Source organism: Streptomyces sp. CA-111067, from assembly GCF_050956065.1.
Lineage (GTDB): Bacteria > Actinomycetota > Actinomycetes > Streptomycetales > Streptomycetaceae > Actinacidiphila.
The window spans coordinates 58,303-73,693 of the sequence record NZ_CP192103.1 but is presented as its reverse complement, the minus strand read 5'-3'; the positions used below and the strand labels follow the sequence as shown (position 1 = coordinate 73,693).

The window sequence follows — 15,391 nt, the reverse complement described above, 5'->3', positions numbered from 1 at the left end:
GCGGTGAGGTGGTGGCATGACCGCGACCGCCACAGTGGCCACTCCCTCACCCGTACCCGGCAAGCGCGGCCGACGGCTGCTCCATCCCGATCCCGTCGTCCGCAGGCTGGCCGGGCTCACCCTCGTCAACGCCTTCGGCAACGGCCTGTTCATGACCACCGGCGTGCTGTTCTTCACCCGCGCCCTGCACTTCGGGGCCGCCGGGGTCGGCCTGGGGCTCACGCTGGCCGGACTGTGCGGCGTGCTGGCGAGCATCCCGGCCGGCCGGGCGGCGGACCGGTGGGGCACCAGGCCGGTGCTGATGACGCTGGTGACCGTCGAGGCGGTCGGCATGGCCGGCTACGTGGCCGTGCACCGCTACGCCGCCTTCGTCGTACTGGCCTGCGCCGTCACCGCGCTGGACCGGGGCTCGGCCGCGGTGCGCAACGCCCTGTACGCGCAGGTGCTCCCCAAGGACGTACGGGTCAAGGGCCGCGCCTACCTGCGGGCGGTCACCAATGTCGCCATCGGCGCCGGCGCGGCGGTCGGCTCGCTCGCGCTGCAGGCCGACACCCACGGGGCGTACGCGGTGGCGATCCTGGCCGACGCGGCCAGCTTCGCCGCCGTCGCGCTGATCCTGCCGACGATCCCGATCTCCGCACCCGCACCCGTCGCCGTACCCGCACCCGTCCCGGCGGCCGGCGCCGCACCCACCGGGCCCGGGGGCACGACACCCGCAGCGCCCCCACGCAGCGCCCTGCGGGACCGGCCCTTCCTGGCCGTCACGGTGATCAACTCGCTGCTGTGCATGCAGTTCGCCGTGATCGAGATCGGCATCCCGCTGTGGCTGGTCCAGTCCACCCACGCCCCGCGCGTGCTGGTGGCCCCGCTGCTGATCACCAACACCGTGCTGGTGGTGCTGTTCCAGGTACGGGCGACCCGCGGCACGGAGGAACTCCGGTCGGCCGCACGGGCCTTCCGCCGCGGCGGGCTGTTCGTCGCGGCCTTCTGCGTGACGGCCGCGCTGGCGCACGGCCTGCCCGCCGTCGCGGCCTCGCTGGTCCTGCTGGCGGCGGCGGTGCTGCAAAGCGTGGGCGAGGTGCTGTCGCAGGCCGGCGGCTGGTCGCTGAGCTACGAACTGGCCAGGGAGGACGCGATGGGCGCCTACCAGGGGGTGTTCAACGCCGGCCAGGCGGCGGCGACGATGCTCGGCCCCGTACTCGTCACGGTGACCGCGCTGGAGCACGGGCTCGCCGGATGGCTGCTGCTCGCGGCGCTGTTCGCGGCGTCCGGACTGGCCATGGGTCCCGCCGTCCGCCGGGCGCAGCGGCACCGGCCGGTGCCGGTGGCAGTGGCGGTGGCGGAGTGAGAACGGCCCCAGCCGCGACGCCGGCCGGGGGTACGCTCGTGATCATGTTCGTATTGGAGCTGAGCTACACCGCACCGCTCGACGCGGTGGACGCCGTACTGCCCGACCACGTGAAGTGGCTGGAGAAGCAGTACGAGAAGGGCCACTTCCTCGCTTCGGGCGCCAAGAACCCGCGTGACGGGGGAGTGATCCTGGCCGTGGCGGAGAACCGGGCCGCCATCGAGGAGATCGTGGCCGGCGATCCGTTCGTGACCGCCGGGGTGACGTCCTACCGGGTGACGGAGTTCATCGCCACGAAGACGGCACCGGAGCTGGCGCGGCACCGGCAGAGCGTCGCCTGACCCCCGGCAATGGACAGCGTCCGCGGCCCGATGTTAGTTTCGGAACATGTTCCGAAATACATCGAGCCCTGTCGACCTGTCCCGGACCCTGGTCCACCTCCGCGAAGGCGGTGTCGCCGAACCGAGTGCCAGACCCGGCACCGCGGACCCGGGCCTGTGGACCATCGGGGCCATCCACGCCGACAACAGCAAGGCCCTGCACTCCGACGTATGGGAGCGGCATCCGACCGGACAGGAGGTGCTGTGCGTATTGTCCGGTACGGTCCATGTGCACCTGCGCGACCACGACGCCGGCAACGAGCCCTTCGCCACGGTGACGGCCGGCCACGCGTTCATCGTTCCGGCTGGAACCTGGCACCGGCTGACGGTCGCAGAACCGGCGGACCTGCTGGCCGTCACCCCGCGGGCCGAGACCCAGCACGAACGCGTCCGGGCGGCATGAGCCGTACGCGTCATGAACAGATCGGGAGCGGGCGTTGGACGTCGTACTGATCGCACTCGGCGGCACGATCTCGGTGCGGGCCCGCGGGCAGGAAGGACGGTTGACCGGCGCCGAGATCACCGCGGCCGTGCCGGGCCTGGAAGAACTGGACACGCGGCTCGACGTGCGGGACGTGCGATCGGTGCCCAGCGGCAGCCTCACCTTCGGGCAGATCCTCGACGTCGTCGCCATTGCCGCTGAAGCGGTGGCCGCGGGTGCCGGCGGGGTCGTCGTCACGCAGGGCACCGACACCCTGGAGGAGACCGCCTTCCTGGTCGACCTCGTATGGCCGCACGAAGCGCCGTTCGTGCTCACCGGCGCGATGAGGCAGCCGGCCATGGCCGGCGCGGACGGCCCGGCCAACGTGCTCGCCGCCGTGCTCGTGGCCGCGGCGCGGGAGGCGCGCGGCAGGGGAGCCCTCGTCGTCCTCAACGACGAGATCCACGCGGCGCGCTGGGTCCGCAAGACGCACAGCACGAGCCCCGCGACCTTCGCCTCACCCAGCACCGGCCCGCTCGGACGGGTCGTCGAGGGCCGGGTGCGGATGCTCCTGGACGCGCCTCGCCGGCCGCCGTGGCCGGCCGACGTCGACCGCGAGCGGCTCGACCGTGCCCGGGTGGCCCTGCACGTGGTCACCCTGGACGACGACGGAACGCAGCTGGACGGTCTGGCGGCCACTCACGCGGGCCTGGTCGTCGCCGGATTCGGCGCCGGCCACGTCCCCGGGGTGCTGGCCGCCCGGCTCGGCGCGCTGGCAGAGCGGATGCCGGTGGTGCTGACCTCCCGCACCGGGAGCGGTTCGGTCCTGCGGCACACCTACCAGGCGCCGGGGTCGGAGTCCGACCTGCGGCGGCGCGGACTCATCGACGGCGGCTTCCTCGACCCGTACAAGGCCCGCGTACTCCTGCGGCTGCTGCTGGCGACCGGATCCGGACGTGCCGGCATCGAGGACGCCTTCGCCCTGATGGGGTGAGCCCCCGGTCCGTCCGCGGCGCGGTGACCGGGCCGCGCCGGGCGGGGCGACCGATGCCCGGGGGCGCAGAGCTGCCCCCCATCGTGCCGTGCAGCCGGGGTATGCGTGCTGGTGGGAGGATGGTTCGTATGGACGTACGAAGCAGGAACCACGTGGTGGTCTCGGGCCGGCCCGACGGGCCGGTGGTGGTGCTGGCACACGGTTTCGGGTGCGACCAGAACATGTGGCGGCTGGTGCTGCCCGCGCTGGAGCGGGATTTCCGGGTGGTGGTCTTCGACCACGTCGGGGCGGGCCGCTCCGACCTGTCGGCGTGGAGCGAGGAGCGCTACGCGGGCCTGGACGGCTACGCGCAGGACGTGCTGGAGATCCTGCGGGACCTGGATCCGGGCCCGGTGGTCTTCGTGGGGCACTCGGTGAGCTCGATGGTCGGGGTGCTGGCCGCCGCGGCGGAGCCGGAGCTGTTCGCCGGCCTGGTGCTGCTGACGCCGTCGCCGTGCTACATCGACGACCCGGAGGCCGGCTACCGGGGCGGGTTCAGCGCGCAGGACATCGAGGAGCTGCTGGAGTCGCTGGAGTCGAACTACCTGGGCTGGTCGGCGGTGATGGCACCGGTCATCATGGGCAACCCGCAGCGCCCTGAGCTGGGGGAGGAGCTGACGAACAGCTTCTGCCGGACCGACCCGAAGATCGCCCGGGTCTTCGCCCGCGCCACGTTCCTGTCCGACAACCGCGCCGACCTCGCCGGGGTGAGCGTGCCGACGCTGGTCGCGCAGTGCGCCAGCGACGTGATCGCGCCGCCGGAGGTGGGCGCCTTCGTGCAGGCCCGGATTCCCGGCAGCCGGCTGGTGACGCTGCCCGCCACCGGGCACTGCCCGCAGCTGAGCGCGCCGGAGGCGACAGCGGACGCCATCGCGGCGTTCGCGGCCGGAGCCGGCGGTGCGGCCCGGTGATGTCCGGCACCGGTGACGCGGCCGGCGGTGGTGGTGGCCTGGCCGGCGGTGGCGAGGGTGGTCCCGGCCACGGCCCGTCCCAGGAGGATGCCTCGTTCTCCGCGCTGCTGGAGGACAGCGCGGAGGACCTGTACGACAACGCCCCTTGCGGGTACCTGTCCACGCTGCTGGACGGCCAGATCGCCAAGGTCAACGCCACGCTGCTGAACTGGATCGGCTACCGTCGCGAGGACCTGGTCGGCCGCAGGCGCTTCGCCGACCTGCTCACCGTGGGCGGCAAGCTCTACCACGAGACGCATTTCGCGCCGCTGCTGCAGATGCAGGGCGAGGTCAACGGCATCGCGCTGGAGATGAAGGCCGCCGACGGCACCCGGCTGCCCGTCCTGGTCACCTCCACCGTCAAGACCGGCGGCGACGGGAAGCCACTGCTGATCCGGAGCATGATCTTCGACGCGCGGGACCGCCGCGCCTACGAGGAGGAACTGCTGCGCGCCCGCCGGGAGTCCGACAGCGAACGCAAGCGCCTCCAGCAGCTGGCCGCCACCCTCCAGGCGACGCTGCTGCCGCCGGCCCTGGCCGACGTGCCCGGCCTGGAGATCGCCGCGCACTACCACATCGCCTCCGCCGACAAGGTCGGCGGCGACTTCTACGACCTGTTCCCGCTCGGCGACGGGAGCTGGGGGCTGTTCCTCGGAGACGTGTGCGGCAAGGGCGCCGCGGCGGCCGCCATCACCTCGCTGGCCCGCTACACCCTGCGGGCCGCAGCCGTGTACAACCCCGAGCCGGCGGCGGTGCTGGCCAACCTCAACACCGTGCTCAGCCACGAGTACATCGGCATCGACCCGCGGTTCTGCACGGTCATCTTCGGCGTGCTCACCCCGGACGAGCACGGCGGGTTCCAGATCACCCTGGCCAGCGGCGGCCACCCCCCGGCGGTGCTGGTGCGCGCCGACGGCACCGCCGACTACCTGCCGACCCCCGGCGGCCAGCTCGTCGGTGTCCTGCCGGACCCTCACATCGCCACCACCACCGTCCGGTTGCGCGCCGGCGACACCCTGCTGCTCTACACCGACGGCCTCACCGAGGCCCACGCGGACCAATCCGGCGGCCGCTACGGCGACGAAGCCCTTCTCGACCTCGCGCGGTCCCTGGCCCCGGCCTCTGCGACCGCCGTCATCCGCGCACTGAGCGACCTGCTCGACAGCCTCGGCACCGGCGTGGACGACGACACCGCACTGCTGGCTGTCACCGTGCCCCGACCGACCCGTGAAGAGCAGCAGTGAACGATCTGACGATCCACACCCGCACCGCCCCGAGCGGCCCCGTCCTGGAGTTGACCGGCGGCCTCGACCACGTCACCTCCCCCCGGGTCCGCGCCCACCTGCTCCACCTGTCCCTGCTGCCGGGCCAGCTCCTCGTCGTCGACCTGGGCGCCGTCGCCTTCTGCGACTCCAGCGGCATCTCGGCCCTGATCGCCGCCCGCAACCACGCCTTGCAGGCCGGCGCGTCCATCGCGCTGGCCGCCGTCCCGTCCCGTATCGACCGGATCTTCCACGTCGTGGGACTGGAAGCAGTCTTCCCCACCCACCCGACCGCCCAAGCCGCGACGGACGCCTGGACACCCCCGGCGGTCTGACGTGCCCCGAGGCCGCGGCCCGGCAGTCGGCACCAAGGGAGGTCGGTGAGGTGGGGCGGTCACGGGCCGATCCGACCCAACCGCCATGATCGCGTCATGCGTTCTCGAATTGCTGTCGCCCACCACCAATCCGGACCTCTGAACCCGCCCGTCGCGGGAGCAGTTCGCTGCTAGAGTGCTGCCGCCAGCCGGCCCGTGGGGGGTTGACCAGGCGGTTCGCGGAGGCGGACCTTCCGGTTCGCGGGCGGGTGGCAGCAGGGGGCGGGGATGCACGGGGTGGGGACCTTGTCGGGGGAAGGCGGCGGCCACGGGCCGTCCAGGCGGTGGCCCGGCAGCGTGCGGCCCGGTGGCGGACCTGCTCGCCCGACCGCGGCCCACGACGGGCCCGCTCACCCTTTCCGACAAGGATGACGACGTGTCCCGACATGCGCTCGCCCGCGGCCTGACCGCCACCGCCACCACCGTCGTACTCAGCGCCGGGCTCGCCCCGGCCGTCCACGCCGCCACTCCCGCTGCCGCCCCGCGTGCCGCCGAGCCGGAGACCGTCGTCCCGGCCGGCAGCCGCTGGGAGCCCACCCAGGAGACGCTGCTCACCGCCGGCGCCGCCGGCTATCTCGCCACCAGCGAGGCCGGCACCACCCGGTGGGTGGACGAGGCAACCGGTGCCCAGGGAGCCTCCGTCCCGTCGTCGGTCTCCTTGCTGAACGCCGGCCTCAGAGCGAGCGTGGCCGGCGCCACCGTCAAGGCCATCGACTTGGCCACCGCCGCCACCGTGGCGACAGTGCAGGTGCCTGGCGGTCAGCGGTTCACCGGTGCTTTCCGGTCCGACGCCGTCGTCTCGGCCGACACAGCCGGGCTGCACATCCTGCGAATGGCAGCCGACAGCACGACAGCCGATCAGCCTGTCACCGGCACACCGGCCGGCGCGACCAACTACACGTTGGTCGCACAGAGTTCCGACTACGCCGCCTTCCACCTGAGCGTCAGCGGGGTCTCCCACACGTATCTGATGCGCTACGCCGACGCCTCCGCGACGGAGATCTTCGCGTCGGTGCCGGCCGCCACCCAGTACCGGACGATCATCGGCGGCACTCGGGTGCTCACGTCCCAGCCGGGCGGGACGACGGCGTACTCCGTGCGCCTGGACGACCCGTCCGGCGCGGTGGAGACGACGGCCTTCCCCGCAGCCGTCAAGAGCGACATCGACGTGAGCCCGGTGCCCGTCGGCGACCGGGTGCTCTTCGTGCGGCGGGGACCGCTCATCCTCGGCGGGCCCGGCGACCCCGGCGGCCAGACCGGCCTGCCGCTGCTCAGCGTTCCGGTCGGCGGCAGCACCGTGCAGACCCTGCTGCCCGTCTCCGACTCGTCCTTCGCCGTCGCGCCCGACGGCTCCGTGCTGGTGGTCGGCGGCGCCGGTCCCGACGACTGGGCGGTGCGGAAGGTCACCGCGGCTCCCGGAGCCGACCCGGTCCTCACCGCGGTCCGCGCGCTGCCGCCGGTGCCCGCCGTGATCTACGGACTGACGTACAGCGCAGGGCAGTTGCTCTACCGAAGCACCGTCACCCAGTCTGCGGAGATGCTCAGCCGTGCGGTGGGTACGGGCGCCGCGCCGACCGTCGGCGCCGCGACGCAGCCGTGGCACATCAGTCTCCCTTCCCCCAGAAGCTGTGGAGCCGGCGTGTTCTGTGCACCTCTCGTCGGCCTCGGTACCGGTAGTGCCGCCGCCACCGGACCAGGCAGCGACTGGGTCGAGGCACCCGTTCCTGGCGCGTCCAACGCCAGCTACGACGTGGAGACCGGTGCGACGGACAACGTCGTCTCGGACGCGTCGGACGGCCACATCCTGATCACCAGCCCCTCGCAGGGCAAGCAGTGGGTGGCCGACTTCGGTATCGGATACAGCGGCCGGCCCGAGGTGAGCCGGACCACCAGCGCCGCCGCCCTGTGGGGCAACATCTTCTGGGTGCCGGGCACCGCCGGCAAGGGCAGCGCGCGCCCGTACAACCTGACCAACCGCACGTTCGGCAGCACGTTCCAGACCGCGGCGACCTGCGCCTCGTTCGCCGAACTCCAGGCGGACGACCGGTGGTTGTACTGGTCGTGCGGGAGCACGGCGGGGGTCTACGACTGGAAGACCGGGAAGAACATCCCCGTACCCGCCGGTACCGACACCCTGCTCGGCGACGGCTACCTGGTGCGGCACGACAAGTCCCGCGGCAAGCTCGTCCTGACCGACTTCCACAGCGGCACCGCGGTCACCGGTGACGTGGCCGACCTGGCCGCCGGGAACTACACCGACGACCGCGGGGTGACCTGGTCGGTGGACAAGTACGGCGGCGGCGTCGCCTACGTGGACGCCGGCCAGCGCATCCACATCCTGCCGCTGGCGGGCATCGTCCCGCAGAACATCAACCTGCTGCGCTCCATCGACTCGGGCGCGAGCCTCGGCAACACGCCGATCCCGTTCACCGGCCAGTGGGACTACTCCCGCCCGACCGGCCCCTGGACCCTGGCGATCAAGAACACCGTGGGCAAGGTCGTCGCCACCCGCACCGGCACCGCCCGCAACGGCACGAACGTCACCGCCTCCTGGGACCTGACGACCTCCCCGGGCCACCAGGTCCCCGCCGGCAGCTACGCCTGGACGTTCACCGTGCAACCCCGCGACGGCCGCGGCCCCTGGCTGAGCGAGTACGGCAAGGTCTACGTGCCATAGACCGCCACTACCCGCGCAACCCACCAGGCGCCCGCCGGGCGGGCAACGTCGAACCGTCGGCACCCGCCCGCGGCCGTCATGGTGCGCGGGTTCAGAAACCCGTGCGCCAGGTCGGATGCCCGGGCAGCCAGCCGAGGGACCTGGCTTTGGCGTTCGCCGCGCCGCGCTCCCACGCGGCGCCGCCCTCACTGCGCGCCGGGGCCGGCGCCCCGAGGACGCCGGCGAGCACCGGCACCCACAGGTGAGCGGGCGCCGGTTCGTCGTCGACGATGTTCACCGCGCCGCTGGGCCAGCCGAGCGCGAGCGGCACGGCCGCGGCGGCGTCCTCGACGTGCACGAACGAGGAGACCGCGTCATTGGCGGCCACAGTGCCCTTGGCGAGGGCGCCGGCCACGAACCCGCCGGGTGCGTACCACGTGCCCGGCCCGTAGAACGTCCCGTAGCGGAGGATCACGTACTCGTCGATCTCCGCGACCGCCGACTCCAGCGCCCGCACGCCGCCCACCGTGACCGACCGCGGTGCCGGGGCGCCAATATCCAGCGGGGTGTCCTCGGCGGCCGGACCGGGGCCGGGCTCGTACGCCCACGAGATCGACTGGGCGACGATCCGCCGCACCCCGGCCCGCTTCGCCGCACCGACCAGGTTCCGGGTGCCCTCCGCACGGATCCGCGCGTTGGCCGCCGGGTCGCCGCCGGCCAGCGAGGTCAGTTGATGGACCACCACCTCGGGCGAGGCCCCGGCGACCGCCGCCGCCACCGACTCCGCGTCGAAGACGTCCATCACCGCTCCGTCCGCGCCGGCGTCCCGCAGGGCGGGCAGGTGATCCGGACGGCGGGTGCCGACGACGACGTCGTGGCCCTGCCGCACCAGGAGCGGCACCAGTTGACGGCCGATGACTCCCGTTCCCCCGGCGATGAAGATCCGCATGGTGACCCGCTCTCCCGTCCGCGCAGCCGATGGCCTGCCCGTCGGATCCGGCTGCCGGAAGGAGGACGGGACAGCGGCCGGGCGGCGCGCGATCACCGCCGGCCGCTGCCAACCATAACGCCAGGTCGGTGGGCCACTTGGCCTCGCGCTCGGTGGGCCAATCGTGCAGGAGCGGCCAGGAGCAGGCTGCGGCGCGAGCCGGAGTCCCGAGTCGCCGGAAACCCGAACATCGCGCGTAAACGGAACGGACTGGAGCCTCGGCCCTTGACAGGACGTCTCGCGCGTCCGAGCCTATGGCAACGTTGTCATTCAGTTGTTGGCGCAACTACCACGTCCCGCCCGCACCGTTCGTACTCGTGATTGGACTGGCCCATGGCGCACCAGGCGCAACCCCCGCGCGACGTCTCCAGGAGATCCGTCGTCGCCACCGGCTCGACGCTGCTGGCCGGCTTCGGGCTCGCCGCGGTGCTTCCGCCGGCGGTGAGTTCGGCCGCCGAGCCCGGCCCGGCGCAGGGGAGTTCGCGGCCGTCCGCGGAGCTCGCGGCGTACCGCCCGGTGGAGGTGTCCTCGACGGACTACGCGCCCACGCCGGGGGAGTTCGCGGTCGACAAGATCACCGCGGCCGGGGTGCGCGGGACCGGCTGGCGGGCCGCCGACGGCGACCCGCAGTGGATCCTCGTCGACCTGCAGACGGACTGCCAGGTGACCTCGGTCCGCCTCACCTTCGAGGGGGACGAGCACGACCCCGTCTTCGTCCGGCCGCCCGGGAACTGGTCCGACGGGACGACGGGGAAGGAGATCCTGTCGAGCTACTCCGTGGAGTTCGTCGTGGAGACCTCGCGGGACAAGCGCACCTGGACGAGCGTGTACCGCACGACCGCCGGCACCGGGGGAGTGGTGGACATCCCGCTGGGCGATCCGGTCGTCGCCCGCTGGGTGCGGATGACCTCCCGCAAGCGGTCCAACGCCAATCCGCTCGGCCTGAACGGGTTCGAGGTGTACGGCGTCGCGCGGGGCCACCGCGCGCCGGCCACCGGCTGGACCGACTGGGGCAGGCACGACCACCGCGCTCCCGCCCTGGAGGTGGCCGCGGACGGCACGGTGCCGGTGGAGTCCGGCTGGACCCTGACCATGGACGACTGGGCGGGCGGCGAGGGCGCCGCCCTGTCAGGACCCGGGGTCGACACGAGCACCTGGCTGCCCGCCACCGTGCCCGGCACCGTCCTTGCCTCGCTGGTCGACCAGGGCCGGCTGCCCGACCCGGTCAGCGGCCTGAACAACCTGCACATCCCCGAGGCGCTGTCCCGCCATTCCTGGTGGTACCGGCGGGACTTCGAGGTGCCGCGCGGGCTGCCGACCGGGTCCGGGCGCCGGGTCTGGCTGGAGTTCGACGGGATCAACCACCAAGCGGAGATCTGGCTCAACGGCCGGCAGGCCGGGACGATGACCTACCCCTTCGCCCGGTCGGCCCTCGACGTCACCGAACTGCTGGCCGACCGGGGCCCGAACGTGCTGGCGGTGAAGATCACCCCGATGCCGGTTCCGGGCAGTCCCGGCGACAAGGGACCGGCCGGCGAGTCGTGGGTCGACGCCGGCGCCGGGCAGATGAACCTCAACTCGCCGACGTATCTGGCGGTTTCCGGCTGGGACTGGATGCCGGCCGTACGCGACCGGGTGGCCGGCATCTGGAACCACGTCAGGCTGCGGACCACTGGCGACGTCGTGATCGGCGACCCGCGGGTCGACACCGTGCTGCCGAAGCTGCCGGACACCTCCGCCGCCGAACTGACCGTCACCGTGCCGGTGCGCAACGCCTCGGGCGCGGACCGCCGGGCCACCGTCACGGCCGCGTTCGACGACGTGCAGGTGTCCCGGGCGGTCACGGTGCCGGCCGGCAAGAGCCTGGACGTGGTCTTCGCCCCCGACGCCTTCGACCGGCTGCGGCTGCGGAATCCCCGGCTCTGGTGGCCGAACGGCCTCGGCGACGCGGACCTGCACGATCTCGAACTCACCGCCTCGGTGGCTGGCGCGCGCAGCGACCGGCGGACCTCCCGGTTCGGCATCCGCCAGTTCGGCTACGGCTACACGATCCCGCTGCCGTTCACGGGCGGCGCGGACTCCTACACCCAGTCGGTGGACGTCGGTGCGCGCACGGCCCGGTACGTGCGGGTCCGCTGCCTGACCCGGGCCACCGACTGGGGCTCCTCACTGTGGACGCTGTCCGTCGTGGACGGCTCCGCGCCGGCCGTCGACCTGGCCCTGCACGCGACCGCGACCGCCTCCTCGTCGGCCGACGGCACGCAGCCGGGCAGCGTCACCGACGGCGACCCCGCCACCCGCTGGACCTCGGACTACCAGGACGACGAGTGGATCCAGGTGGACCTGGGGTCGGCGGTGTCCTTCGACCGCGTCGACCTCACCTGGGAGCAGGCGTACGCGCAGACCTACACGGTGCAGGTGTCGGCCGACGGATCCGCGTGGACGGACGCGAAGACCGTCGACAACTCGGCGGTGCCGCTGCCGTTCAACGGCGGTGACGCCAGCCTGCAGACCGAGGACTTCGCTCGGCAGAGCGCCCGCTTCGTCCGGCTGAACTGCGGCCTGCGGCAGACCAGTTGGGGAAACTCCCTGTGGTCCTTCGGCGTGCTGGACAGCGCCGACCCCGGTGTCGACCTGGCCCTGCACAAGAAGGCGACCGCCTCCAGCGAGGACCCGTCGGCTCCGGCCGCCAACGCCACGGACGGCGCACCGGGCACCCGCTGGTCCTCGCAGTACGAGGACAACCAGTGGATCCAGGTGGACCTGGGCGACAGCCGGACGTTCGACCGGGTGGCGATCCTCTGGGAGGCCGCCTACCCGAAGACGTACGTCATCCAGGTGTCCGACGACGGGCAGTCCTGGACCGATGTGAAGACCGTCAAGAACGCGCCGGACCCGCTGCAGATCAGCGTGAACGGAGTGCGGGTCCTGGCCCGCGGCGGCAACTGGGGCTGGGACGAGCTGCTGCGCAGGATGCCGGCCGAGCGGATGGACGCGGCGGTGCGGATGCACCGCGACATGAACTTCACAATGATCCGCAACTGGGTGGGCAGTAGCGACCGCGAGGAGTTCTTCGCCAGCTGCGACGAGCACGGCATCCTGGTCTGGAACGACTTCCCCAACGCCTGGGGCATGGACCCGCCGGACCACGACGCGTACAACTCGCTGGCGCGGGACACCGTTCTGCGCTACCGCATCCACCCCAGCGTGGTGGTCTGGTGCGGCGCCAACGAGGGCGATCCGCCGAAGGCGATCGACGACGGTATGCGCGACGCGGTGCAGTCGCAGGCGCCCGGCGTGCTCTACCAGAACAACTCGGCCGGCGGCATCATCTCCGGCGGCGGCCCGTACAACTGGGTCGAGCCCGAGAAGTACTACGACCCCTCGTCCTACGGCAGCCGCAGTTTCGGATTCCACACCGAGATCGGCATGCCGGTGGTGTCCACCGCCGAGAGCATGCGCAACCTCGTCGGTGACGAGCCCGAATGGCCGATCGGCGGAGCGTGGTATTACCACGACTGGAGCGAGCACGGTAACCAGGCGCCCCAGAACTACAAGGCGGCGATCGAGGCCCGGCTGGGCGCGGTCAGCGGCCTGGACGACTTCGCGCGCAAGGCCCAGTTCGTCAACTACGAGAACACCCGCAACATGTTCGAGGCGTGGAACGCCAACCTGTGGGACGACGCGAGCGGGCTCATGCTGTGGATGTCCCATCCCGCCTGGCACAGCACGGTGTGGCAGACCTACGACTACGACTTCGACGTCAACGGCACCTACTACGGGGCGCGTTCGGCCTGCGAGCCGCTGCATGTCCAGGCCGACCCGGTGAAGTGGCAGGTCATCGCGGTCAACCACACCGCGAGCGCGCTGAAGGGCGCGACCGTCACCGCCCAGGTCCACGATCTCGGCGGCAGGCAGTTGGGGGCGACGCGCAGGGCCGGCGTGAGCGTGGGCTCCTCCGCCACCGCGGAGGCGTTCCAGATGCCGTGGACGGACAGCCTTCCTGACGTGCATCTGCTGCGGCTGGTCCTCCAGGACAGCCGGGGGCGCGAGCTGTCGCGGAACACCTACTGGCGCTACCGCACGCCGGCGGACCTGGCCGGGCTCAACAAGATCAAGCCGGTCCGGCTCTCGGGGTCCATCGGGCGGGTCGGCCGCCGCGACGGCCGCGAAGAGCTGACCGCCACGGTCAGGAACCGGGGCACGGCCGTCGCGGCCATGGTCCGGCTCTCCCTGCGCGACCAGCGCACCGGCGAGCGGGTGCTGCCGACGCTCTACAGCGACAACTACCTGTGGCTGCTGCCCGGGGAGACCCGGACCGTCACGCTCTCCTGGCCCGAGGCGGCACTCCGGTCGGGCCGTCCCGCGCTGCGGATCGAGGGGTACAACTCGCCTACCGTGACGGTGAGTTGACGCGCGGCGCGGTCAGGTCGCCGGGAAGAGGGCGTCGAGCCGCGCGGTGAGGTCGGGGGTCCATGCGAGCTTCAGGGCTTCATGGACCCCCTGCCACTGGGACTCCTTGCTCACACCGATGATCGCGGCGGCGACCTGCGGACGGTTGGCCAGCCATGCCAGCGCCAGCCCGGCCGGCGTGACGCCGTGGTCGGCCGCGAGCCGGTCGAACTCCTGCACCCGCTTCATCAGCCCCGGGTCGTCCAGGAATGCGTCGGTCCGGCTCACGGTACTGGCCCGGCTGCCCTGCTCCGGCCGTTCACCGCGGCTGTAGCGGCCGGCGAGGATGCCGTTCGCCAGCGGCGAGTACGGGGTGTACGCCAGCCCCTCGGCCTGCGTGATCGGCAGCACGGACAGGTCGTCGCCGCGGACGATCAGCGAGTAGGGGTTCTGGACCAGCTCGGGGCGCACCAGCCCGAGGCGGTCCGCGGTCTCCAGTGCCGACTCCAGGGCGGGCCGGTCGACGTTCGACAGGCCGTAGGCCCGGATGGTGCCGCTCTCCACGGCCGCGCTGAAGACCGGGAGCGATGCCGACCACGGCGTTTCGGGGTCGACGGTGTGCGCGACGTAGAGATCGACCCGGCCGAGCGTGTCGATGCTGCGGCGCAACTGGCGGCCCACCCGCTCCGGGGACAGGTCGGGGCCGCTGCTGGTGAAGCCCGTCTTGCTCTGGATGAGCATGCCGGAGTCCGGGTGCTCCCTGTTCCACACGCCGACCACGCGCTCGCTGTTGCCGCCGGTGTAGACGTCGGCGGTGTCGATGGTCTTGAAGCCCTCGGCGAGCGCGCGGTCGATCAGGCCGAGGCCCTCGGAGTCGGACAGCCCCAGCCCCGGGCCGGTCAGAGTCGCCAATCCGCCGATGTTGCCGGTGCCCAGCAGGAATCGTCCGAGCTGTGCCCGGCGCTCTTGCGGTGACGATGCGATCCAGGTCATGGGAGTTCCCCTCTCTCCGAGTAAGTACGATTTTCGAACTCACTCCTGTCCGCAACGCTACCCAAGGTGAGTCCGGAAAGCGAACTCACTCGGTGCCGGGAGGGTCGGAAGCGGTAGCATGGCCGGGTGAGTCCGGAATCCGAATCGACTGATCGCGTGGCTCCCCGGGTCTGCTCCATCGCCGACGCGCTCGATGCCGTCGGCGAGCGCTGGAGCCTGCTCGTCGTCCGGGAGCTGGGATTCGACGTCCGCCGGTTCAAGGACATCCAGATCAACACCGGCGCCCCGCGCGAGACGCTCGCCCTGCGGCTGCGCAAGCTGGAGGACGCCGGAGTCATCGAGCGCCGCCGCTACAGCGACCGTCCGCCCCGGGACGAGTACCTGCTGACCGACGCGGGCCGCGCTCTGCTCCCGGTCCTCGGCGCGCTGCGGGAGTGGGGGGAGCACTACGCCACCCCCCTGCGCACCCCGCCCGCCTGACCCGACGAGCCGGCCGCCGGCCGGCAAGGTGTGGAACCATTCATCGGATGCTTGATGCCTTGACGCGGGCATGCCCCGAGATTAGCGTGACCGACCGCACTATAGATCGGATGA

The 15,391-nt window shown here is 72.3% G+C and carries 12 protein-coding genes; 10 read left to right on the top strand and 2 right to left on the bottom strand.

The annotated features are described in order from the left end of the window. Nucleotides 1-16: 16 nt before the first annotated feature. The 8 genes from ACQPW6_RS00315 to ACQPW6_RS00280 all read left to right on the top strand — a co-directional run bounded on the left by ACQPW6_RS00315 (nt 17) and on the right by ACQPW6_RS00280 (nt 8,445). Entirely contained in the window at nt 17-1,348 is a 1,332-nt protein-coding gene (locus ACQPW6_RS00315) for an MFS transporter (protein ID WP_433887440.1), read from the top strand. A gap of 44 nt (nt 1,349-1,392) precedes the next feature. Continuing rightward, a complete protein-coding gene (locus ACQPW6_RS00310; RefSeq protein WP_433887439.1) occupies nt 1,393-1,689 on the top strand; it encodes a YciI family protein in 297 nt (98 codons plus the stop codon). Between the two features lie 46 nt (nt 1,690-1,735). Further along, complete coding sequence (locus ACQPW6_RS00305) at nt 1,736-2,131, top strand: cupin domain-containing protein (RefSeq protein ID WP_433887438.1); 396 nt, start codon at nt 1,736-1,738, stop codon at nt 2,129-2,131. A gap of 34 nt (nt 2,132-2,165) precedes the next feature. Beyond that, complete coding sequence (locus tag ACQPW6_RS00300; RefSeq protein WP_433887437.1) at nt 2,166-3,143, top strand: asparaginase; 978 nt, start codon at nt 2,166-2,168, stop codon at nt 3,141-3,143. Between the two features lie 128 nt (nt 3,144-3,271). Then, nucleotides 3,272-4,093, top strand: coding sequence for an alpha/beta fold hydrolase (locus ACQPW6_RS00295; RefSeq protein ID WP_433887436.1), 822 nt, complete (start codon nt 3,272-3,274; stop codon nt 4,091-4,093). Further along, nucleotides 4,093-5,376: a PP2C family protein-serine/threonine phosphatase gene (locus tag ACQPW6_RS00290; protein WP_433887435.1), complete on the top strand. Its 1,284-nt coding sequence runs from the start codon at nt 4,093-4,095 to the stop codon at nt 5,374-5,376. Before ACQPW6_RS00295 ends, ACQPW6_RS00290 begins: the two co-directional genes overlap by 1 nt. Beyond that, nucleotides 5,373-5,729: an STAS domain-containing protein gene (locus ACQPW6_RS00285; protein WP_433887434.1), complete on the top strand. Its 357-nt coding sequence runs from the start codon at nt 5,373-5,375 to the stop codon at nt 5,727-5,729. Before ACQPW6_RS00290 ends, ACQPW6_RS00285 begins: the two co-directional genes overlap by 4 nt. Before the next feature lie 415 nt (nt 5,730-6,144). After that, complete coding sequence (locus tag ACQPW6_RS00280; RefSeq protein ID WP_433887433.1) at nt 6,145-8,445, top strand: hypothetical protein; 2,301 nt, start codon at nt 6,145-6,147, stop codon at nt 8,443-8,445. Between the two features lie 91 nt (nt 8,446-8,536). Here ACQPW6_RS00280 and ACQPW6_RS00275 read toward each other — a convergent pair whose 3' ends face one another. After that, entirely contained in the window at nt 8,537-9,373 is an 837-nt protein-coding gene (locus tag ACQPW6_RS00275; protein WP_433887432.1) for an NAD-dependent epimerase/dehydratase family protein, read from the bottom strand. A 372-nt stretch (nt 9,374-9,745) separates the two neighbouring features. Between ACQPW6_RS00275 and ACQPW6_RS00270 the strand changes: the two genes are divergently transcribed. Continuing rightward, the gene (locus ACQPW6_RS00270; RefSeq protein ID WP_433887431.1) at nt 9,746-13,825 is read left to right on the top strand and encodes a discoidin domain-containing protein; all 4,080 of its coding nucleotides are present in this window, start codon (nt 9,746-9,748) and stop codon (nt 13,823-13,825) included. A 12-nt stretch (nt 13,826-13,837) separates the two neighbouring features. Here ACQPW6_RS00270 and ACQPW6_RS00265 read toward each other — a convergent pair whose 3' ends face one another. Further along, nucleotides 13,838-14,797 carry an aldo/keto reductase gene (locus tag ACQPW6_RS00265; protein ID WP_433887430.1) on the bottom strand — a complete coding sequence of 320 codons (960 nt, stop codon included), beginning with the start codon at nt 14,795-14,797 and terminating at the stop codon, nt 13,838-13,840. Between the two features lie 156 nt (nt 14,798-14,953). On the opposite strand from ACQPW6_RS00265, the gene ACQPW6_RS00260 reads away from it, so the two are divergent. Then, nucleotides 14,954-15,277 carry a winged helix-turn-helix transcriptional regulator gene (locus ACQPW6_RS00260; protein WP_433887429.1) on the top strand — a complete coding sequence of 108 codons (324 nt, stop codon included), beginning with the start codon at nt 14,954-14,956 and terminating at the stop codon, nt 15,275-15,277. The last annotated feature ends 114 nt before the right edge of the window (nt 15,278-15,391 follow it).

Bases quoted from the DNA above. Each gene is read 5' to 3' on its own strand.
- ACQPW6_RS00315 (WP_433887440.1), top strand. From the start codon at position 17: ATGACCGCGACCGCCACAGTGGCCACTCCCTCACCCGTACCCGGCAAG.
- ACQPW6_RS00310 (WP_433887439.1), top strand. From the start codon at position 1,393: ATGTTCGTATTGGAGCTGAGCTACACCGCACCGCTCGACGCGGTGGAC.
- ACQPW6_RS00305 (WP_433887438.1), top strand. From the start codon at position 1,736: ATGTTCCGAAATACATCGAGCCCTGTCGACCTGTCCCGGACCCTGGTC.
- ACQPW6_RS00295 (WP_433887436.1), top strand. From the start codon at position 3,272: ATGGACGTACGAAGCAGGAACCACGTGGTGGTCTCGGGCCGGCCCGAC.
- ACQPW6_RS00290 (WP_433887435.1), top strand. From the start codon at position 4,093: ATGTCCGGCACCGGTGACGCGGCCGGCGGTGGTGGTGGCCTGGCCGGC.
- ACQPW6_RS00275 (WP_433887432.1), bottom strand. From the start codon at position 9,373: ATGCGGATCTTCATCGCCGGGGGAACGGGAGTCATCGGCCGTCAACTG.
- ACQPW6_RS00270 (WP_433887431.1), top strand. From the start codon at position 9,746: ATGGCGCACCAGGCGCAACCCCCGCGCGACGTCTCCAGGAGATCCGTC.
- ACQPW6_RS00265 (WP_433887430.1), bottom strand. From the start codon at position 14,797: ATGACCTGGATCGCATCGTCACCGCAAGAGCGCCGGGCACAGCTCGGA.